The sequence below is a fragment of the Planctomicrobium mucosum genome (assembly GCF_051466335.1).
In the GTDB taxonomy this organism is placed as follows: Bacteria; Planctomycetota; Planctomycetia; order Planctomycetales; family Planctomycetaceae; genus Planctomicrobium.
This window is the reverse complement of sequence record NZ_CP195793.1, coordinates 4,200,142-4,221,052: the sequence shown is the minus strand read 5'-3', so window position 1 is coordinate 4,221,052 and position 20,911 is coordinate 4,200,142. Positions and strand designations below refer to the sequence as shown.

Below are 20,911 nucleotides of genomic sequence, written 5' to 3'. Positions count from 1 at the left end.
AGTGTTGAGATTGGATAATCTGGCCACAAAGGAACGGTCCTGTAACCAATTATCGGTACGACTGATGTTGAAACTGTACCGATTGTGCCGTCTGTGCGTTATTTTCCTTGGTTGATGATTGGGGCGATAATATTTGTTGTCCTGGATGGCAGAAGACCTGCTCAGAACAGAGATGCAATCGCATAAACGACTATCATAAAACACTTTACACGATTTGTTTCAGCTCAGTTCGATGACCGGCCCCACAGTCGATGCCAGATGGTTCAGTGAATGGGAGGCAGAATATGCACGTGTCGAATTCCGCGAATCGGCAAAAAGAGCGGTTACAGCCGACTCGCAATTGAGGAAAGTGGCGTCACTCGAGACTCGAAGAATTCCTCGCAGGGGCGACTGCCGCTCGGTCGACATTCGATCGACCCCGATCGGATTCAATTCGCATCATCAGCTGAAGATCGTTAGCATTTCACCCAGAGAGCACATCTGGGGCGACATCAATCAACCTGTTTGCCCGTCACGTAGAACGTTCAACACACCAGAGGATTCCCTTGGCCACTGACAAACGTGATTTCGATGAGTTTCTAGAGAAGTTCAAACGACATCGCGAACTGATGATTGATGAGCTTCACAAGGTCGTCGTGGGACAAGACGCCGTCATTGAGCAGATTCTGGCCGCCATTTTCACGGGCGGTCATTGCCTGCTGGTTGGTGTTCCCGGATTGGCAAAAACATTGCTGGTCAGCACGATCGCCCGAATTCTGGATGTGGACTTCAAGCGAATTCAGTTCACCCCCGACCTGATGCCCTCCGACATCACCGGGACTAACGTTCTCGAAGAAACAGAAAATGGGAAACGGGCGTTCCGCTTTGTGCAGGGGCCGGTTTTTACCAATATTCTTCTAGCGGACGAAATCAATCGTACCCCTCCCAAGACTCAGGCCGCGCTGTTGCAGGCGATGCAGGAACGAGAGGTGACCGCAGGTCAGGAGACCATGAGTCTACCTGACCCCTTCTTCGTGATTGCAACTCAAAACCCGATCGAGCAGGAAGGAACCTACCCGCTCCCCGAAGCGCAGCTAGACCGCTTCATGTTCAACGTGAAAGTGGAATACCCGAACCTTCAGGAAGAAGAACAGATTCTGACCACGACGACGAGAGGGGAGAAGCCGGAAGTCCGCAAGGTGTTGAGCGCGAAATCCATTCAGTATCTGCAGAAGCAGATCAACCAGATCGAAATCGCTCCCATTATTATCACCTATGTGGCTCGACTGGTCCGGGCGACCCGCCCGCACGATCCAGGGTCTCCCAAGTTTGTACGGGAGATGATTGACTGGGGGGCCGGTCCGCGTGCCGGTCAATACCTCATCCATGGCGCTCGCGCGATGGCAGCGATGGATGGTCGGCCAACAATCTCGTTCGAGGATGTTCGTCGTGTCGCCATCCCCGTCTTACGACACCGGGTCTCTCCAAACTTCCAGGCACAGGCAGAAGGAATGGATACCGATTCCATTGTTCGCCGCCTGCTGGAGGAAGTCCCCGAACCCGCCATTCCCAAGTATCAGGCATAGCGGACTGACGTTTTCGATGGACCTCTTCGCAGAACAATCCGAGAATTTGGAAAATTTTGCGTGATCTACCAGGTCAACGGAGTTACAAATTTCTCATCAGCCAACCCTCCGAGCCAGCCTCTGCGTTGATTGTTCGCGACGCCATTAATCAGCGATGTGCGTTTTATGCCGCATTTTTGACATTTCCGCCACCGAGCGTGTGTGATTGTGATCAAAACTCGAAGTCTGAATGGGTAATTTAGGATGATTCGAAGCGGGATTGACCGATTTCGAAGGATAGATACAATCGGTGCAGGTGGAGGGCGTGGTAATATCCGTGCCCCCGGAAGAATCGATAGTCTTGGCGAACTCTTCATGGATGAAGTCAGCCGATTGACTTCCGTTTTCATCCACGGACGCCAGTGTGCTCGGCCCATTGACTGGGCTGAAGGGAGAAATTGAGCACGATGAAAACAGTCTTTACGACAGGTGAAGCAGCGAAAATCTGCAAAGTGAGCCAGCAGACGATCATTCGCTGCTTTGACTCAGGTCAGCTCAAGGGCTTCCGGGTTCCGGGATCTCGATTTCGCCGTATTCCACGCGATGTCCTATATAAGTTCATGAAGGACAACGGCATTCCGACAGATGCACTCGAAAGCGGTAAGCGAAAATCGCTCATCGTGGACGACGATCGCGATCTCGTTGAGTTGCTGCGGGATTCGCTGGAAGCGGACGGAAGATTTGACGTTCGAACAGTGAACAACGGATTCGACGCGGGAATGATGGTCAAAGAGTACCGTCCCGACGTCATTATTCTGGACGTAATGCTTCCGGACATTAATGGCAAGGATGTTTGCCAGCGAGTTCGAAGCGATTCCTCCCTCGACGATGTCAAAATTATTTGCATCTCAGGTATGGTGGAAGCAGACAAAATTCAGGAATTGCGGGACGCTGGTGCGAACGACTTCGTTCAGAAGCCATTCGAAATCGAAACTCTGATTCAACGAGTTTGTCGTCAACTGGATATGGAAGCAACGAGCTGAAACTCGGTGCGCCATCGATCGCGCTTGGAAGAGGCCGCAGGCAATGTGCTGTGTCGGACGAATTCCCAGAGAACCTGTTTCTCTGGAAATTTCGATCGATGACGGCCTTGCGAGCGGCCTTTTTTTATGAGCATTTTTGACGCCGACAGACGCTTTGCTTGTATTGAACGGCAATTGAGTTCGTCACAGCGAAAGTTTGAGGGTGCAGCGGCGACAAACTCGCTCATCAGAACCGACGTCGTCCACTCATCCACCGACACCCCGTACTAACAGTGGTGGCGGTGCGGACTGGAATGTCCTTGTCACCGCGATGGGGGCCCGCTGGTTCGAACCCTGAAATCTCGCTTGAATTCCTTGTGACTTTGAATCGTATCGCCCCGAGGAGGGTGTCTGTGTCCCCTCTGCTTCCTGAAGATGCACACGATGAAGCCTTTCCGGACTCATCGATAGCCGCAGTCTTAACTGGCGTCTCTCCGTTTGATGAGCCATCACTCGTCGCGTCGAAACTGCTTCAACTTTTGAGATCAAATCTGGCCGCCATTCTCTGGCACGACCGCTTCCATTCTCAATCGATGGGAGTCATCGCGTGCGATGCACGTGAAACTGGCATCCGAGATCTCTTCATCTTCAAATTTCCCGAACCATTGGAGTCCGTACGAAACTCTCAAGCCCGGTGCATCAGAGAATTCCCGGCAGAACGTGTTGCGAATGTCCAGTCGCTGAACTGGATCACATCTCGCAAAGAAGCGAAGTCCTCCCAGATCCTCTTGGGTGTTCCAGATTCTTCTGAGAGCCGCAACCAATTGACCGTCGCTGAAACGCTCGCTTTCCGCTTCATGGAATGGTCGCTGCAATTTCAGGAGAAGTTGCAAGAACAAAAGTTAAGCGCGTTGGTCGAATACGCTGCGGGGGCCGGGCACGAGATCAACAATCCACTGGGAAGCATCATCGGCCGAGCATCGCAGCTATTAAAAGGCGAGACAGACCCCGAACGTCGTCATCTCCTGGAATCCATCGGCGCTCAGGCCTACCGCATCGGTGACATGATTGGCGACACCATGCTCTTCGCCAATCCTCCAACAATGAAGTTCGCGCCGGTCAACTACCAGAACACGCTGGAAGAGGTCGCAGAAAAATTCCGTTCGCGATTCGACCAGCGCGGAATTGCCTTGGCGATCTCCAGTGGAGCGGTGAATGTCTCCGGGGAGGCCGACGCAACTCAGATCAAGACGGTCCTCGCTGAACTGCTTCGAAATTCTTTGCAGGCGTTTGATCAACACGAAGTCCACTCCCCTCGACTCGAGATTTCAGTTGGCGAGGAAAGTCACTCCGAGCGTAGTGGGATCGCCTTCACATTCGTCGACAATGGAAAAGGGATGTCCGTAATCGAGCAGGAGCACTGCTTCGACCCCTTCTTCTCTGGCCGCCAGGCTGGTCGCGGGTTGGGATTCGGGCTTTCGAAGTGCTGGAGAATTGTCCGACTTCACAACGGAACGATCACGCTGCGGTCAGAAAATGGGAAAACGTTATGTAAGATCTGGCTGCCATTGGAGAAAATTCCTTGAAATTGGCCGTCGTGTTGACAGTTCGACGACTTAAGTAGAGAATCCGGCAGAATCCTTGATTGATGAACTCGCATTTTTAGAGTGCGGGAGATATTCTTTTCCATTCGCTTCACAGAGCGGTGCGAAAAATGCAACTGGACATCAGCTTGTAAGATGTTTCCAGCATTTGGGTTGAGATAAAACAAAGAGTGGTTGAACCATGTTCGCGATTATTGAAGAAAGCGGTCATCAGCTTCGAGTTGAAGAAGGTCAGTTGTTGACCGTGGATTACCGCGAAGATGCTGAAGTTGGCCAGACGCTGACCTTCGATAAAGTTCTGCTTGCGAATGCAGGTGGGGCGAGCATCATTGGCGCTCCTGTTATTGCAGGTGCTATTGTTGAAGCAACTGTTGTTGACGCAACAGTTAAGGGACCAAAGCTGGAAATCCAGAAGTTCCGCCGTCGTAAAAATTCTCGTCGTCACACTGGTCACCGCCAGAAGTACACCGGCGTGAAGATCGTCTCCATCAAGGTTCCAAATCTGGAAGTTGTTGCGAGCAAAGAAGAAGTCGTCGCTTAGTTTTTCGCGACTCTTTCTTTACGGAAATCAAAAGGCCGTCATTTGCGACGGCCTTTTTGCGTGCGCTCGTGAATCGCGTACAAGCCGCCGCCGACTTCTCCATGTCGCCGCCTCACTCCGCTCGAATTCGCATCGTGAGGCTGATTCTCCGTCGCCATACTTGAAGAGCGGCAAACATGCTCAGTGCATCTGAATCGCATGGAATCCGGCTGAAATTTCAAAAAACGTGCAATCTTTGAAAATTTCTGTTTCGAGCTTGGCGACTTCCGCGTTATCTTGATTGATCAGCGTTCGCTGAATTGGCAGTCGAATTTGTCGGTCGCTCGTACTGGCAGAAATAGTTGGCCATCCGCGATTGGTTGACCTGATCGCTGACTCGCGACCGGGCCCGTGCGTTCTGCCCGTGCCAGGCTGACTCTGCCAGCAACAGCTCATTTCACGTTGGAGTTTGCCGTTCTCTTCTGAATTTTCATTTCTGTCGACTGAAGGAAGGCGCCGCGCAATGACCGAACTCACTTCTACAATGGTGCTAAATTCCCGCAGACCGCTGCGGCCAAGAGTTCCATCGATCAACGAGTTTGAGGACGAATCTCCGTTTGGACTCGGTGCACTCGCTCGAAACACGATTCAGATTTTAAAGCCCTCCGCAATGGGGCAACTTGCTTTCAATCTCGCCATGCAGGGGACGCGGAAGCAGATTCAGGACGACCAGTGGGTCGAAAAAATCCTTGCCCAGCGTCCAGACTGGCTCAACGAATTCCAGATTGTTCGACTCATTGAAAAATCGATTTGGATTCAAGGACAAAGCGATCTGGTTATGACAATGACGAAGAATCCGAGCCAGATTCCCGACAATCCTCCGCCTGAAATTATGAACGTCCTTGCGAAGGCATATGGAACGCATCCTGATGCAACAACGTGGTTTGGCGTCCCGCTATTTAGCGATCATGTGAACGAACAGGGATTGCCCATCCCGATGACCGCCGCTGAAGTTCGCAAGGAGCATCAAGACCGACTCCGCAAAGTTCAGGCTCACGCATTGCGATGGCGATGGTTTTACCGATCCGCGATGAAAGTCCCGATGGTGATGGACAATGCCCTTCGCATGGCGTCAAACTCGGTCAAGAGTACCATCAAATACCGCGTCGAGAACTACAAACAATGGCGGACTGACGTGAAGGCGCGAAAGCAGGCCAAAGCGTGTCAGCAGATCGAATATTACAGAACCGGCCGCTGCATTTCGCAACTCCCTGCACACAAGACAAGAATCGGGGAATTGGTGGAAGGCGTTCAGGGCCTCAGCACCGACGCCGTCAGGCCGATCTTCTCTCTCACCGGAGAAGCGACTGACATGGCAGAAGGGATGCTCAACTCAACAACGACGCTGGCAGGACTGATGAGCGTCGTTGGAGTTCCATTGTATGTTGGTTCGATGATCGCGACCGTGACTCCACCGATTATGGTGATTTCTTGTGACCCGTTCCTGTTTTGTGAGCTTCCACGCGAAGAAGGGAAACTGCGGTTCGTCGGTCACTGGTACTGGCAGCGAAAGAGCAAGGGAGAGGAAGTTCTCCATCTGCACATCTGAGTCACGTTTGAGTGCAGCCTGAACTGATCAATTTGCGTTCGAGTCCACAGCCGGCCTCTTCGTTTTGTCGTAAAAAACGACTGAACGTGGGCCGGCTGAAAACTTGAAGAGGCAGACCGAACTTCGGGGATTCCGTGTCCAGATTCACAATCCCCAGAACGACTCGATCCTGCGTGCAGCTCGCTGGCGTCACAAAGATGCATGGCACGGCAAATTCGTCCAACGTCGGACGGAAGCTCTTACGGACGACGTCTGCATCATGCATCGGCCTGTCGCTGATTCGAAAACCAGCCGATCGCGTTACCAAGTCTGCATGGCGCTCAGAATCGCCAGCAAATCTCGCAGCAGTGTGCGTGAAGATCACCCATCCAACGGATTCGCGGCAAAAACCACCGTGTTTCCAACGACGACGTTTCCTCAAACCTTGAGACCGTCGCAAGTGAACCAAGGATCAAGATCCTTGAATGAGTCGAGATCATTCTAATTGGAGTAAAACGGCGCAACCTGAGAATCGATCTTACGTCGGAAGCGAATATTGCATTCATTGAATCGTCGTTGTGGTTTCGTATCACAATCGACAGCAGAATGTTAAGGTTGGACATCACGTCTTTCTTTGCGCTTTCTTCTCCTCTTGAAAGTGTCGATCTCACAATGCAACATTTGAAGATCTTCAAGGTTGAACAGCACGCTGACACTCTGGTGGTCATTCCACATGGAGAGGGGAGTGCGTTTCGGTATCAGAATCTGCATTTGGAAGCGAATTCAATCCGAGGAATGCTGACAGGACTAAATATCCGAAACATTGTGATCGACTTATCGGAGATCGAATATTTCGGCTCCGAGTTCATCGGATCGCTGGTATCGCTCCTTCGGGAAACACGGACTCGCAAGGGAAAAGCTGCATTCTGTTGCGCCAGCCCGCAAATGATGCAAGTCCTTTCAAACATGAGTCTCTTCAAGCTGTGGCCGCACTGTGAATCTCGCGAAGCAGCACTCAAGCAGGTTTCTACTGATCCACAGCCTTAATCAAGCGATTCCTGCCTGGAATGCCGCTCAACAGTGGTTCAAATGAACACCTTTTTGCAAAGCGAAAGCGCATTCCGGAACTGGGATCAAAAAGAATTGACCTGCAAAATCGGAAAGACCATCGCGATCGCGCACGCGAGTTGTTCAGATCGTCAACAATTTGAATGTAACTGATTGATTGAACGCATGTTGCAACTGGGGCGCAGATTTACATAGTCGAGATCGTTGACTCAAGTCCCCCTTGCATCCTGACGATGAATCCCACAGGGCGACGGAAACGGAATTTCGTCGGCACCACATAAAACGGGGTGGATTCTTCATGACGCAGCAGGCGAACTCAAACCGTTTTCATCTCGGTTTTCTCCGCGTAGCGATCACCGAGCAGGGATACGTTGGCGGAATGCTGGTGACAAATCATCTGGGGCGACCGCTGGAATTCCAGTGTACGAGCCCTGTGCGCCCGAATCGGACGCAGCAAATCCTTTACGGTCCAACACTTGAACCGTTCATTTGCGCGGAGCTGATCGGAAAAACCTTGTATGAGCGGCTGGCAGTCAAGCCAGACATGATTATGGTTCAGCAGGAGAATCTGCTGGAATTAAGGCGGCAAATCGACGTCCCGACAGCCTGTCTGATTGACGGCAAACCGGCAGATCTTGCCGATCAGCTGTTAATTCAGTTTGGGCGCCAGACAATGCGTTTGCATTCTGAATACCCGGAAGATGTCCAAACATTGACTCCTCTGCAATCGCGCATCCCCGGTGATGCCGATATGACAGAACCACTTGAACGTGTCAGCGATGCGCTCAAGGAAACACTTCGCGCCGGTGCGGTCGCTTAATCCCCCAAGCGAACTGATCCGGACAATCACATCACACTATCTGCATCCGTGAGAGGTCGACTCTCACGGTCATGAGCAAGGAAGCCCATGAGTTCGCAGTTCCCCCATGATGATCAGTCCAATTTGAATCGGAATCTGACAGATCCCGAACTCGTCAACTCGCCGTCGTACCCGGAGGTGAGTCCGCTCGATCTACAATCCTGGCAACTTGATCTCGCTTCACAACCAGTCCTGAGTGTCGATTCATTTCTGGATTTCAAACAACCTGAAATCCACGTCACCGGCATGAACAGCGCACTAAAGCGATTGGCCAGCCCGACCAGTCAGGCGACGGATCTACTAGAACGGCCAGGGTCGATGCCCCGTTGGAAGCCGTTCTGGCCGAAAGTCAACACCCTTGGCTTCACCTTCCCCGCAGGGATTGAATTCCTGCCGCCGAAAAAGGAACCGGGCGAAGAAACACACGCCATCAAGCCGCCTGTTCCTCGCGAAGTCGATCCGAATCAACCGCAAAAAAAAGCAGTACGTGTCAAGCCCCCGGCGGATGCGTTATCGATTGAGGATCGACTGTTCTACGTCCTTCAGCCTCCTCTGGAATCGTGGCTGCGAGGACAGGAACTGGTGATGCCCTTTGAGCCGTTTCCGTATCAATACGAGGGGATTGCCTGGTTATTTTCGCAGGACGCTGCGCTTCTGGCGGACGAGATGGGGCTGGGAAAAACGATGCAGACGATCACTGCGATTCGTTTGCTGCTTCGCTCCGGGAAAGTCCGTCGCATTCTCTTGGTCTGCCCAAAGCCACTGATTCCAAACTGGCAGCGAGAACTGAAATTCTGGGCGGAAGAAATTCCGGTCAATACGATCGAGGGAGATGGGCCGCGTCGTCAGATGATGTGGAACATGCCCGGATCCGCTGTGATGCTGGCCAATTATGAATTGGTCGTGCGAGACTATCAGGCAATGCAGGATGGCCCGCTTCCGGAATTCGATCTTGTCGTTCTGGATGAAGCCCAGCGAATCAAGAATCGCGGTTCCAGCACCGCACAAATGATTCACAGCATCCCTCGAAAGCGGAGCTTGTGCCTGACCGGGACGCCCATCGAAAACCGTGCTGAAGAACTGATTTCGCTCTTCGAGTTTATGAAAGTTCTTCCAGCGGACTCGTCACCAGATGTCCGCCAGCTTTCGAAGATGAGTGAGGAGTTTATCCTCCGCCGGACCAAAGATCTGGTGATGAAAGACATGCCGCCACGGCTGGATAAAGATGAGATCATCGATCTCAGCCCAGCTCAGCGTGCTGCCTATCAGATCGCTGAAAAAGAGGGGATCATCCAGCTCAACAACATGGGCGATTCGATTACGGTGCAACACGTGTTCGAGCTGGTGTTGCGGCTCAAACAGATTTGCAACGTCGATGTCGTCACCGGCGAGTCATCAAAGCTGGACCGATTGCTCGCGGACATGGAAGAAATCTCCGCATCCGGCGGCAAAGCCATTTTATTCAGCCAATGGACAAAGACGATCGATTGGTTGGCAGAACGAACCAAGCAGTTCGGCTGCCTCGTGTATCATGGGGGTGTCCCCACTCCAAAGCGCGAACCGATCTTGAGCCAGTTCAAGGAAGATCCAAATAGCCATCTTATTCTGATGAGCTATGGAACAGGCGCTGTGGGATTAAACCTACAGTTCGCTGGATACGTGTTCCTGTATGACCGATGGTGGAATCCCGCGATCGAAGACCAGGCGATCAATCGTGCTCATCGAATTGGGCAAAAATCGCAGGTGATTGTCAGCCGTTTGATCTGCAAAGACACGATCGAAGAGAGAATCGACCTAGTCCTGCGACAGAAGCGCGAACTGTTCAATCGAGTTCTGGGCGATCCAGACAATGAGGATGCCTCATTGAGCCTGTCAGCCAGTGAGATCTTCGGATTATTCGATCTTCGGGCCCGAGCAGGGAACAAATCCCGTCCTATCAGTCCGCCGAAACCGAAGACTGACGCCGCCTGACACGGCTCACCAAGGTCGAGTGAACAGCTCATGGAGCCGCAAGGGCTTCATCGAGTGCAGCGTGTCCCCCTTGCACCATTCGTCGAGTGAGAGCGACTTCGCAGACCAGTAAGGCCAGAATCGCAAGCATCAGAATCCACCAGAGTTCCACGTGCGGAGCAGCGGCGGCGGTGGCAGCGTGCACGTCTCGCATTGATTTGATTTTGTGGAGTCGATCATTCGCTGTCAGCGTTTTCCATTCTTCTTCCGACATCGCGGTTAAGTCAGATTCTGAATGATCGTTGTCGACGACGAACAGGGCAACATCCGAAGTGCTTTGTTTCTTGTGGAAGCGGTAGACTCCGGGAATCGCGGTCTTACGAAACATCGCGAAAGCAGATTGTCCACGGAGTACGAATTCAGCAGGAGCATCTGTGACTCCCGGGCCGCTGACGAGAAAATCGCTCGCGTTCTCTTTGGCTTTCAGTGGCAGCATCAGCGGCACACCTTGGTCAACGTTCCGTTGTTCCGATCGAGATGTAAACTGGAAGACGAGTTCGTGAAGAAACGGAACGAAATCATTTTTCGCGGGAAAAGTGCTCCAATCAGCGTCTAAAGGAACGGCTGTTACCAGCACCGTTCCAAGACCGAAGTCATGTCCCACCAGAAATGGGGAACCGTTCGACAGTCGGGCCAGCACTTGGGGAGCTTTCGCTGCAGGAGCGTTGGTTTCCTCAGACTCGGACAGCTGTCTCGGCTCGATATCCCACCATTTCTGGAAACGGGCCTGTGTGAAGTCGACTCCATTCTCAGTGCGGAATCGCTGCAACCAGGGGGCCTCCAACGAGAGAGAATCCACACCTGCACTCTGAGTCGCATCTGCAGAAAGTTGGACACCAGTTGCCTGAAAGCGGACTGGCAAAAGTGGCGTCGCTGCATTCGCGTCGAAAGTATTCCAGACATCGATATTTGTGCGGTCCCCAGGGGCGACTACCAGGCCGCCGCCGCTTTGGACAAACTGCCGGAGAATCTCCCATTGTCGCAGCGACAGCTGATCTACATTGCACAGAAATACCCCTTGTTGACCTTCGAGCTGACTCCCATCGAGATCCGAAGACGTAATGACAGAGGCTTTAATCCACGGGGATTTTTCTCCGGAGGCTGCAAAGACCGATTGCAGATAGAACGTTTCGCTACGAATTGGGTCAAGATGACGATGTCCATCCACCAGTAAAACTGGAATGCTCGAACGAATAGTCATCACTGCATTGGCAACATCGTCGAGTGGAAGGTCATCCGGGTCGAGCGAAATGCTGACGAGATAATTTCCCTCGGATGCGAATACGTGATTGAACTCCACAAGCGATTCGCCATTGGGAAGAAGGTCAACTTCAACAATCTTCCCCTGAATTTGTTTTCCATCGACTTTCAAGAATGCCTTACGACGTGTCGGACTACTTCCGCCCGACATCCGGACCATTGCTCGAACTTTGACAGGAAATTCCGGAACGGTCACCGCACGCGAGAGGTCAATTCGACCCACAGAGAAGTTTGTTTTGGATTCTGACTCACCACCGACGAGCGCATAATCGATTCGTGGGAAAACTTTGCTTTGCTTGCGTAATTCGTCGATTCGCAACCAGGTCAGCTCGTCATCTGGGCGCCACGCGAGTTTCTGGTCGTCGCTGAGGACGATTATTTGCCGGGAAAGATTCGTTGATGTCGACAAAATCTTGATCGCATCTTCAATCGCCCCGGGGAGATTGGAAGGGCCGGCTGATTCCGGGAGTCCATTGAGAGACTGCCTGACAGCTGCCCGATCGTTCATCGGGGGACTGACAACCCGATGGGGAGACATTCTGGCATCCACGATGCCGACGGCATCACCAGGCTGGAGAGACTCAAGAGCGCTGTGTACCCACTGCTCAGCCTGCTGTCTGGGGGTACCAAGTGCAGAGTCATCACCCGAACTCCCCTGCCAGTCCATACTTCCAGAACCATCAAGGACAAACACATAGTCTTGCGGGGGAGTATTTCCAAAGCCTCCGAGCAAGGAACCCGAGCCCCAAGGGCGAGCGAGTGCCGCTGCCAGCAACAGAAGAACAGCCATGCGCAACAGTAAAAGCAATAGGTCCTGTAAGTGTATTCTCCGACGAGACTTCTGTCCGAGTTCGAGGAATTGCATTGCCCCCCAGCGGACGACTTCAAACCGACGTTTACTAATCAAATGAGCCAGAACAGGAAGCGCAACCCCGGCGATACCGATTAACATCCAGGCGTTCAGAAATCCGAATCCCATAATGGCAGCAGGGCTCTCGTAATTCTTGGAGAAAAATGGAAAATTCCGGCACGAGGATTTGAGTGTACAAAAATCCGAAAGCCGATGCAGTTGATTCAACTCTGTCAGTCAGCTATTCTGTTCCGTTTCCCCCAAACCCGGGATATTTCTCGTTGGTGCCGGTGTGTTGAAAAAGCAGGAAATTTGCTATCTTGGCCTCCTGTTCTTTGCTCACCCCTCCGATGTTGATTGCCTTGGGGAAGAGTGATGCGAGGAATTTCGAAACGAAAATCAGTCGCTTAACGCTCGTGGAGCTTCAATTCTGTGTTTGACAGGTTGAAGGACGACGTGAGAGCACGACAAGAGCCGTGCCGACAATGTTCGGGAACCTGTTAGAGCAGAGTGGTGAGACCACTCGGACGTACACGCAGCCAACCAGTAACGCATCGAGGTATCACCGTGAAAACGGTACAAAAAACATACGTTGCCAAAAAAGAGACGACTAACCCAGAGTGGTTTTTCATCGATGGCGATGGCGAAATCGTAGGTCGGCTGGCGGTTCGTATTGCCACCGTGCTGATGGGTAAGCACAAACCCGGTTATACACCACATGTTGATACCGGTGACTTTGTGATCGTCCTGAACTGTGACCAAGTCCGCTTCACGGGCAAGGCTGTCGCAGACAAGGAAAACCCACACTTCACACGTAAGACTCTCGCTAAAGAGTACGATTACTTCACTGGCTACCCAAGTGGTCGCAAAGTTGAAACAGCAGCTGAGTTGCTGAATCGCCGCCCAGAGAAAGTCTTGACTGAAGCTGTTCGACGTATGCTTCCAAAGACAAAACTCGGTCGCCAGATGCTCGACAAGCTGAAACTGTATGTCGGGACAGATCACCCACATCAGGCTCAGTCACCGGTTCCATTTCCGGAATACGTGAAGTAACTACACTCAGGCAGGCCAATTCCAGTTGGCTAATCGCTCGGAACTCGATACACGACTCCTCAGCGATTAATGTCCTCATCAGATCGCAAATATTTTCTTAGTGATGGAAGTTCAGGACTCGGACATGGCGGAAAACGGCGAACACACAGATTCTCCCGAACTCGAATCTTCAGCGGGTTTAGCATCCGGGCTTGATATCGGTAGCGAAGCGTCAGCAGTTGCTGAAGAAGCTGCTCCGTATTTCGAGCCAATTATCCGCGGCAAGATCGACCGTTTTGGCGTCGCACTTGGAACCGGTCGTCGTAAGACATCCGTTGCACGTGTTCGCATTAAAGACGGTTCCGGCAAGATCGTCATCAACGGACGCCCTCTCGAAGCTTACTTCCCCGTCGAACGCGACCAGGGAATGATCTTCGCTCCGCTTCACGTCACCAGCGCTTTTGGCAAAGTCGACATCGAAGCAACCGTTCAGGGTGGTGGATCGACAGGCCAGACTGGTGCTGTTGTTCTCGGAATCGCCCGTGCATTGCAGGCTAAGAACCCTGCAAACCATAGCGCTCTGAGCGAAGGAGGTTTCCTCACTCGTGACAGCCGCATGGTCGAACGTAAGAAATACGGTAAAGCTGGTGCTCGTCGCAGCTTCCAGTTCTCGAAGCGTTAATGTTCATTTCCCGTTGTGGCTTGTTTTTAGTTACTCGCGAAATGTTTTTGAAATCACAGAGGTGTTGTCATGGCACATAAAAAGGGGCAGGGCTCGACACGTAACGGTCGTGACTCCAACGCTCAACGTCGCGGTGTGAAGAAGTACGGTGGCGAGTCCGTCATCGCTGGAAATATTCTCGTCCGTCAGTGTGGAACAAAGTTCCATCCTGGAAAGAACGTCGGAATGGGTTCGGACTACACACTGTTCGCACTCGTCCCAGGTAAAGTACACTTCGACCGCTCTGGTCGTCGCATCAACGTGATCGCAGCCGAAGCAAACTAGTTTTCGCTGCGGGATGCTCGTCGCATACGGCGATCCATCGATCACAGTTGACCTGATGAGTTACAAGCCACACACTGCTTGCAGTGTGTGGCTTTTTTTATGGGCCACCGATCTGGATTCTCGCGTCTGATCACAATCGGTGTGTTGAACATGCTCAAACTTCGCGTCCTCGCTGCCTGCCTCGTTGTTGCTTCAACAACCGCTCTCACCGCTCAGGATGACATCGCAGAGAAGGAGAGTAAATTCCTCTCTGGCGTTCGTCAGGAATCGTTCGGGCTCCCGCGTGCCGGTGAGGGCTATTTCTCACCGGATGGTGGTTCGATTGTCTACCAGGCCTATCCGGTTGGCTATCCGTTTTATCAGATCTATACGAAAGCGCTGGGAGTACCAACGCCCATGCGTGTGAGCCCCGGACGTGGACGTACGACCTGTGCTTACTACAGCATTGATGGTGAGAAAATCCTTTTCGCTTCCGCTCACACCCATCCGGAAATTGAGCAAGAGGAAAAGAAGGCTCGGGATGAGCAGGCTGCTGGGGGACGACGTCGGTACATGTGGGATTTCGATCCACACATGGATCTGTACGTTTGCAATCAAGACGGAACGGAGCTGCAGCAACTCACTGACTCTCCTGGATACGACGCAGAAGGAAGCTACTCTCACAATGGCAAGCTGATCGTCTTCACATCAACACGAGATGGTGATCCCGACCTGTATATCATGGACTCGGATGGGAAGAACGTTCGCCAGTTGACCAACGTCGATGGCTACGATGGTGGCCCGTTCTTTTCGCCGGATGACAAGTGGATTCTGTTTCGCAGCGATCGAGACAAAGAGCACATGCTTCAGCTCTACGCGATTTCGGTCGATGGCAAACATGAAGTTGCGTTAACAGATGACCTGAATACAGTGAACTGGGCTCCGTACTTTCATCCATCGGGTAGGTACTTGATCTGGACACGCGCTGATTACGCTCAAGGGCATCAGGCTGCAAACTTTGACCTCTATGTGATGAAGTTCCAATCAACTGACACCACCTTTGAAGGGGGAGACGTTGAGCGAGTGACCTATCATGGGATGGCGGATGTGCTTCCTGTCTTCAGCCCTGACGGTAAGAAGTTGCTGTGGACGAGTAGTCGTACCGAAGACGGTTCAACCCAACTCTGGATTGCCGATTGGATCAAAGACTGACGCCACACTCGCGTGAGGATGAGGGCTTGCTACGGTTCGCCATGTCCTCGAACCGGTCATTCTTGGTGCATCCTTGTCGTTGCTCCGTTTGATCTCTGCTCATCAATTTGAGAAGCCCCTGCATTGCGATTCGCTGCAACGCAGGGGCTTCTTCTGTGGAACCAAACAGCCGAGAACTCGGTCTCTGCTACATTAAACCCCTAATGCGACTCGCGAGACAGAGTCGATCCCCTCATCGTGGAACATGGGATGCCCGCAAAGGTCACCAATGCAGTCGACGATGTAGTCCGGGCTATATGCATACCGATCGAGATCTGAGACGCTCGTACTCCCTGTGAGGAGGAGTACCGTTTCGTAGCCCATCTGAACGCCCCCGCAAATGTCGGTCTCCATTGTGTCACCGACCATCACGATATTGCGAGCTGAAACGCCGATTGCCTCTGCCGCTGCCGACATCATCACCGGACTTGGTTTTCCAACGCTAAACGCCTTTGTACCGGTTGCCGATTCTAGCATTGCAATGAAGGCACCGCACCCCGGACGAATTCCATTCTGGGTCGGACAATTCGGGTCGAGGTTAGTCGCGATCAGTTTTGCCCCGTTGTGAATGAGACGGACTGCCGTTTCCATTGTCTCGAGCGTCAGTGTGCGTCCTTCTCCAACCACAACGTAGTCCGGGTCATAATCGACGATTGAGTAACCGTGTTCATGGAGCGACTGAAGGAGACCTCCTTCTCCGATCACATATGCGGTTCCGTTCGGCTTCTGCCGAGACAGGAACGTCCCAGTGGCCATTGCGCAGGTGTAGATATCGGTGTCGTAGGCGTCGATCCCCATTCGCTGAAGCTTCGTGGCGACGTCACGTCGGGTACGCTGACTGTTATTGGTTAGAAAGAGGAACGGAATCTCCCGTTCACGCAACATGGCGATAAAACGATCAGCGCCCGGGAGCACTTCGCTTCCCCGATAGATCACGCCGTCCATGTCAATCAGAAATCCCTTTTTCATCGCGTTACCCGCTTCTTTCTTTCAATCTCAATTCGACCGATCCTGTGTGAGGAGGCTTTCGCAATCGCCATGCCGTGAATAACTGCAATATTCTTGATGTGATCGTTAGTAGTGTGATGATCGGAAGTTGTGAACAGATTTCGAAGAGTGAGACTGGGCTGGGTGCAATTCGCTTGTGCGGATGTTGCGTTCAATCAAGGCAGTCATATGTTGATTTGTCCATTAGGCTTATGTAACTAGCAAGAAATCAGCGGCCCGAACAGCCCGCTATTGACGGTGCGAACGATCACGGCGTGTGGTTGACGATTCAACTCTCAGCCGATAGCCTGTTTCTCCCGCATCAGTTTCAGATTGAACGGAAGCGGTCACCAAAAACTGGTGAAATCGAGGACGTTTGGCGCAGTCGGCTAGCGCGTTTCCTTCACACGGAAGAGGTCACAGGTTCGAATCCTGTAACGTCCACTCAAACCAGCAGACCTGAATAACGCCTGCTGGCGAGATTCTCAGATCCCGCCCACCGCGGGATTTTTCTATTTTGAGAACGCGGGCAATTCGAATTCACTCCCTTTACGTCGCCGCATGTAAAGAGTGGAGTTTTTCGCAAGCCAGTGCGCAGCGGAATCAGTGTTTTCGGCTACGGGACGTGTGGCAGGGAAAAACGAGGGCTCTCCTCAGGGATCGATCCCCAGAGATCTCCCAATCGACCGTAAGCGAAATTTTGCATCAAACCCAGCTTTCCTGATCCTCAATTTCTGGTTGATGGCTTGAATCAACCGCTCAGCTTGATAGCTTTGGAGAAATTTTGCGCTGTTCTGGCGCGGGGCGATAGGGGAACGCACACCAGGCGGATCGCCGAGAGACGTGAGATTCGACAGGGAGAAAGGTCCGCCCACAGACCGCCTCCTACGCCGAAATGTGTGTTTCAGGAAGGACTTGGGGTACAGTGCCACGACGCGACGATTTGCGGAAAATTCTGATTATTGGTTCCGGGCCGATTGTCATCGGACAGGCTTGCGAATTCGATTACTCCGGCACACAAGCTTGTAAGGCACTCCGCGACGAGGGTTACGAGGTTGTTCTCGTAAACTCGAATCCAGCGACGATCATGACGGATCCGCAGACCGCGGATCGGACCTACATCGAGCCAATCAACTGGCAGTATGTCGCCAAGATCATCGAGCGTGAAAAGCCAGATGCTCTCCTCCCCACCCTGGGTGGACAAACAGCCCTCAATACTGCGATGGATCTCCATCGTCGTGGAATCCTCGATCAACTGGGGATCGAGATGATTGGCGCCAAGGCGGAAGTTATCGCCAAGGCGGAAGGTCGCGATTCCTTCAAAGAAGCGATGATCAAGATTGGTCTCGATGTTCCCCGCTCCTTCGTCGTGCATAACATCGAAGAAGCTCGCGGTGCACTCCGTGAAATCGGCCTCCCCATCATTATTCGCCCTAGCTACACCATGGGGGGACAGGGGGGCGGTATCGCTTACAATAAAGAAGAGTTTGAAGATCGTGTCCGTGAAGGCTTGAAGCTCTCACCGGTCAGCGAAGTTCTTCTCGAAGAATCCGTACTCGGCTGGAAAGAGTACGAGATGGAAGTCATGCGAGATTGCGCCGACAACTGCGTGATCATTTGCTCCATCGAAAACTTCGATCCAATGGGTGTCCACACAGGGGACTCCATTACATGTGCGCCGATCCAGACTCTCACTGATAAAGAATATCAGCGGATGCGCGACGCAACATTCGCCTGTATCCGTGAGATTGGAGTGGAAACTGGCGGTTCAAACGTCCAGTTTGCGATCAACCCCAAAGATGGCCGAATGGTCGTCATTGAAATGAACCCTCGCGTGAGTCGCTCCAGCGCGCTCGCTTCGAAGGCAACAGGATTTCCAATTGCCAAGATCGCAGCCAAACTCGCTGTCGGTTACCGCCTCGATGAAATCCCGAATGACATCACTCGAGAAACCTTGGCCTGCTTTGAGCCGACAATCGACTATGTCGTCACCAAATTCCCTCGCTGGACGTTCGAGAAATTCCCTGATGCTGATCCAACTCTGACCGTGCAGATGAAGTCTGTCGGCGAGACGATGGCCATCGGCCGGACCTTCAAGGAATCGTTGCAGAAAGCTATTCGCGGTCTGGAAATCGGACACTTTGGACTCGGCGGCGGAAAGAAGGATCTTTGGAATTCCGCCAATCGACCAGCTCGCGAAAAGATCCGCAGCAAGCTGTCGATTCCAAATGATGAGCGAATTTTCTACGTCCGCTACGCGCTCAAAGATGGGTTCACTGTCGATGAAGTGAACGCACTCACGGGAATCGACCCTTGGTTCTTGCGACAGATTCGCGACTTGATTGCGATCGAGGACGAACTGTGTTCAATCGATCGACTCGAGAGTGTTCCTGAGTCACTGCTTCGGAAGGCGAAGAGAAACGGCTTCTCGGATCGCCAGTTGGCGTTCTGGTGGCGCACGACAGAAATGGAAGTTCGTGCATACCGCAAAAAACTCGGAATTGTTGCGACGTTCAAGCAAGTGGACACGTGCGCTGCGGAGTTTGAAGCCTACACTCCGTACTACTACAGCACCTACGAGCAAGAGGACGAAACTCCGCCACCAAGCGGCAAGAAACGTGTCATGATTCTCGGTGGGGGCCCCAACCGCATCGGTCAGGGAATCGAGTTCGATTACTGCTGTTGCCATGCATCTTTCGCGATGCGAGAACTCGGCATCGAGAGCGTGATGGTCAACTCGAACCCGGAAACGGTCTCGACAGACTATGACACATCAGATCTGTTGTTTTTCGAGCCACTGACAACCGAGGACGTGCTCAACATCTGCGATCGCATTAATCCAGATGGGGTCATCGTGCAATTCGGTGGACAGACTCCGCTGAATTTGGCTCGCGGTCTGGAAGCGGCTGGGGTTCCGATTATCGGAACCAGCCCAGACATGATTGACGCTGCAGAAGATCGTGAACGGTTCCAGGCGATTCTTCATCGACTGAATCTCCGCCAGCCCCCGAACGGTCTTGCTATCGACAGCGAAGGGGCGAGAGCTCGCGCAAATGCGATCGGATATCCGGTCCTTGTCCGTCCAAGCTACGTGCTTGGTGGTCGAGCAATGGAGATTTGCCACGATGAATCTCAGCTGATTCGCTACATGACCGAAGCTGTTGACGCTTCGCCTGACCATCCAGTTCTTATTGATAAGTTCCTTCAGGACGCCATTGAAGTTGACGTCGACGCAATCAGCGACGGCGAAACAACACTCGTTGGCGGGGTGATGGAGCACATCGAAGAAGCGGGCGTGCACTCGGGTGACTCTGCATGTGCACTTCCGCCGTATTCGTTGCCACAGTCTGTCATCGATGAAATCAAGACCGCGACCTACGCACTCGCCAATGCCCTGGGTGTTCGCGGTTTGATGAACATCCAGTTCGCAGTCAAGAAATCAGACGACGGATCGGAATTCACCGTTTACGTGCTCGAAGTGAATCCACGAGCGTCGAGAACATCCCCATTTGTCTCCAAGGCGACCGGCGTCTCACTGGCTGCCATGGCAGCAAAGATCATGGCTGGTGTTTCACTCAAACAGCAGGGACATACGACCGAGATTTGGCCGAAGCATGTTTCTGTTAAAGAAAGCGTGTTGCCGTTCGCACGATTCTCAGGTGTCGACATTATTCTCGGACCAGAGATGAAGTCGACAGGCGAAGTGATGGGGATCGATGACAACTTCCCAGCGGCATTCGCCAAGAGTCAGATCGGTGCTGGAGTGCAGTTCCCGCACACTGGGACAGTGTTCGTGAGCATGGCAGGGGCACACAAGAATGCCATGGTCGAACCTGCACGGAAACTCAAGGAACTTGGCTTCAAGCTGATTTCAACTGCTGGGACCGCGAAAGTCTTTGCTGAGGCCGGGATCGACGTCGAAATCGTCAAGAAGGTTCAGGAAGGTCGCCCCAATCTCATCGACTATATGGTGAATGGAGAGGTGCAGTTCATCTTCAATACCCCAAGCGGTAAGGGAAGTCGCACCGAAGAAGGGCGAATTCGAGCGACAGCCGTTTCGTACGGTGTTCCTTGCACGACAACACTTCCTGGCTGTCTGGCGATGGTGCAGGCGATTGAATACCTGTCCAAGAATCCCGCACCGAAGGTGAAGTCAATTCAGGAGTGGGACGAAGAATCGCGATAATTCGCGTTGGAATTGATATTTCAATGAAAGAAGCTGCCGGTAATCTACTGGCAGCTTCTTTCATTAATTGAGGTTGGCTCATACACGTCAATACGATTGCAATGTTTGCGCAGATGAATTCGTTGCATTTCACGGCACTCCTCCG

15 protein-coding genes and 1 tRNA gene are annotated in these 20,911 nt (G+C 52.5%); 14 read left to right on the top strand and 2 right to left on the bottom strand.

All coding sequences use genetic code 11. From position 1 onward, the window contains the following. Positions 1-545: 545 nt before the first annotated feature. From SH668x_RS16755 to SH668x_RS16720, 8 genes are all read left to right on the top strand, one after another. A complete protein-coding gene (locus tag SH668x_RS16755) occupies positions 546-1,565 on the top strand; it encodes an AAA family ATPase (protein ID WP_437186207.1) in 1,020 nt (339 codons plus the stop codon). 446 nt (positions 1,566-2,011) lie between these two features. Next, a complete protein-coding gene (locus tag SH668x_RS16750) occupies positions 2,012-2,587 on the top strand; it encodes a response regulator (protein ID WP_437186206.1) in 576 nt (191 codons plus the stop codon). Between the two features lie 392 nt (positions 2,588-2,979). Further along, entirely contained in the window at positions 2,980-4,152 is a 1,173-nt protein-coding gene (locus tag SH668x_RS16745; RefSeq protein WP_437186205.1) for a sensor histidine kinase, read from the top strand. Positions 4,153-4,351: 199 nt separating this feature from the next. Next, a complete protein-coding gene (rplU, locus tag SH668x_RS16740; RefSeq protein ID WP_437186204.1) occupies positions 4,352-4,711 on the top strand; it encodes a 50S ribosomal protein L21 in 360 nt (119 codons plus the stop codon). Positions 4,712-5,213: 502 nt separating this feature from the next. After that, the gene (locus SH668x_RS16735; protein ID WP_437186203.1) at positions 5,214-6,299 is read left to right on the top strand and encodes a hypothetical protein; all 1,086 of its coding nucleotides are present in this window, start codon (positions 5,214-5,216) and stop codon (positions 6,297-6,299) included. 651 nt (positions 6,300-6,950) lie between these two features. Then, positions 6,951-7,325, top strand: a complete 375-nt coding sequence (locus tag SH668x_RS16730) for an STAS domain-containing protein (protein ID WP_437186202.1) — start codon at positions 6,951-6,953, stop codon at positions 7,323-7,325. A gap of 319 nt (positions 7,326-7,644) precedes the next feature. Next, on the top strand, positions 7,645-8,166 hold the full coding sequence (locus SH668x_RS16725; protein WP_437186201.1) for a hypothetical protein: 522 nt from the start codon (positions 7,645-7,647) through the stop codon (positions 8,164-8,166). A gap of 87 nt (positions 8,167-8,253) precedes the next feature. Then, positions 8,254-10,176 (top strand): DEAD/DEAH box helicase, encoded by a 1,923-nt coding sequence (locus tag SH668x_RS16720; protein ID WP_437186200.1) that lies wholly within the window; start codon positions 8,254-8,256, stop codon positions 10,174-10,176. Positions 10,177-10,204: 28 nt separating this feature from the next. On the opposite strand, the gene SH668x_RS16715 is transcribed toward SH668x_RS16720, so the two are convergent. After that, a complete protein-coding gene (locus SH668x_RS16715) occupies positions 10,205-12,454 on the bottom strand; it encodes a BatA domain-containing protein (RefSeq protein ID WP_437186199.1) in 2,250 nt (749 codons plus the stop codon). A 432-nt stretch (positions 12,455-12,886) separates the two neighbouring features. Here SH668x_RS16715 and rplM point away from each other — a divergent pair, with 432 nt between their 5' ends. The 4 genes from rplM (at position 12,887) to SH668x_RS16695 (ending at position 15,554) form a co-directional block, all read left to right on the top strand. Continuing rightward, entirely contained in the window at positions 12,887-13,378 is a 492-nt protein-coding gene (gene rplM, locus SH668x_RS16710) for a 50S ribosomal protein L13 (RefSeq protein WP_437188577.1), read from the top strand. 124 nt (positions 13,379-13,502) lie between these two features. Further along, positions 13,503-14,039 carry a 30S ribosomal protein S9 gene (rpsI, locus tag SH668x_RS16705; protein ID WP_437186198.1) on the top strand — a complete coding sequence of 179 codons (537 nt, stop codon included), beginning with the start codon at positions 13,503-13,505 and terminating at the stop codon, positions 14,037-14,039. 69 nt (positions 14,040-14,108) lie between these two features. Beyond that, a complete protein-coding gene (gene rpmA, locus SH668x_RS16700) occupies positions 14,109-14,363 on the top strand; it encodes a 50S ribosomal protein L27 (protein ID WP_437186197.1) in 255 nt (84 codons plus the stop codon). A 150-nt stretch (positions 14,364-14,513) separates the two neighbouring features. Next, the gene (locus SH668x_RS16695) at positions 14,514-15,554 is read left to right on the top strand and encodes a TolB family protein (RefSeq protein ID WP_437186196.1); all 1,041 of its coding nucleotides are present in this window, start codon (positions 14,514-14,516) and stop codon (positions 15,552-15,554) included. A 192-nt stretch (positions 15,555-15,746) separates the two neighbouring features. Here the strand turns inward: SH668x_RS16695 and SH668x_RS16690 are convergent, their stop codons facing one another. After that, the gene (locus SH668x_RS16690; RefSeq protein WP_437186195.1) at positions 15,747-16,562 is read right to left on the bottom strand and encodes an HAD-IIA family hydrolase; all 816 of its coding nucleotides are present in this window, start codon (positions 16,560-16,562) and stop codon (positions 15,747-15,749) included. 388 nt (positions 16,563-16,950) lie between these two features. On the opposite strand from SH668x_RS16690, the gene SH668x_RS16685 reads away from it, so the two are divergent. Together SH668x_RS16685 and carB are read left to right on the top strand one after the other, a co-directional pair. Further along, positions 16,951-17,024 (top strand) — tRNA-Val (locus SH668x_RS16685). Between the two features lie 481 nt (positions 17,025-17,505). After that, on the top strand, positions 17,506-20,766 hold the full coding sequence (carB, locus tag SH668x_RS16680) for a carbamoyl-phosphate synthase large subunit (protein ID WP_437186194.1): 3,261 nt from the start codon (positions 17,506-17,508) through the stop codon (positions 20,764-20,766). The last annotated feature ends 145 nt before the right edge of the window (positions 20,767-20,911 follow it).

Bases quoted from the DNA above. Each gene is read 5' to 3' on its own strand.
- SH668x_RS16750 (WP_437186206.1), top strand. From the start codon at position 2,012: ATGAAAACAGTCTTTACGACAGGTGAAGCAGCGAAAATCTGCAAAGTG.
- rplU (WP_437186204.1), top strand. From the start codon at position 4,352: ATGTTCGCGATTATTGAAGAAAGCGGTCATCAGCTTCGAGTTGAAGAA.
- SH668x_RS16735 (WP_437186203.1), top strand. From the start codon at position 5,214: ATGACCGAACTCACTTCTACAATGGTGCTAAATTCCCGCAGACCGCTG.
- SH668x_RS16730 (WP_437186202.1), top strand. From the start codon at position 6,951: ATGCAACATTTGAAGATCTTCAAGGTTGAACAGCACGCTGACACTCTG.
- SH668x_RS16725 (WP_437186201.1), top strand. From the start codon at position 7,645: ATGACGCAGCAGGCGAACTCAAACCGTTTTCATCTCGGTTTTCTCCGC.
- SH668x_RS16720 (WP_437186200.1), top strand. From the start codon at position 8,254: ATGAGTTCGCAGTTCCCCCATGATGATCAGTCCAATTTGAATCGGAAT.
- SH668x_RS16715 (WP_437186199.1), bottom strand. From the start codon at position 12,454: ATGGGATTCGGATTTCTGAACGCCTGGATGTTAATCGGTATCGCCGGG.
- rpsI (WP_437186198.1), top strand. From the start codon at position 13,503: ATGGCGGAAAACGGCGAACACACAGATTCTCCCGAACTCGAATCTTCA.
- rpmA (WP_437186197.1), top strand. From the start codon at position 14,109: ATGGCACATAAAAAGGGGCAGGGCTCGACACGTAACGGTCGTGACTCC.
- SH668x_RS16695 (WP_437186196.1), top strand. From the start codon at position 14,514: ATGCTCAAACTTCGCGTCCTCGCTGCCTGCCTCGTTGTTGCTTCAACA.
- SH668x_RS16690 (WP_437186195.1), bottom strand. From the start codon at position 16,562: ATGAAAAAGGGATTTCTGATTGACATGGACGGCGTGATCTATCGGGGA.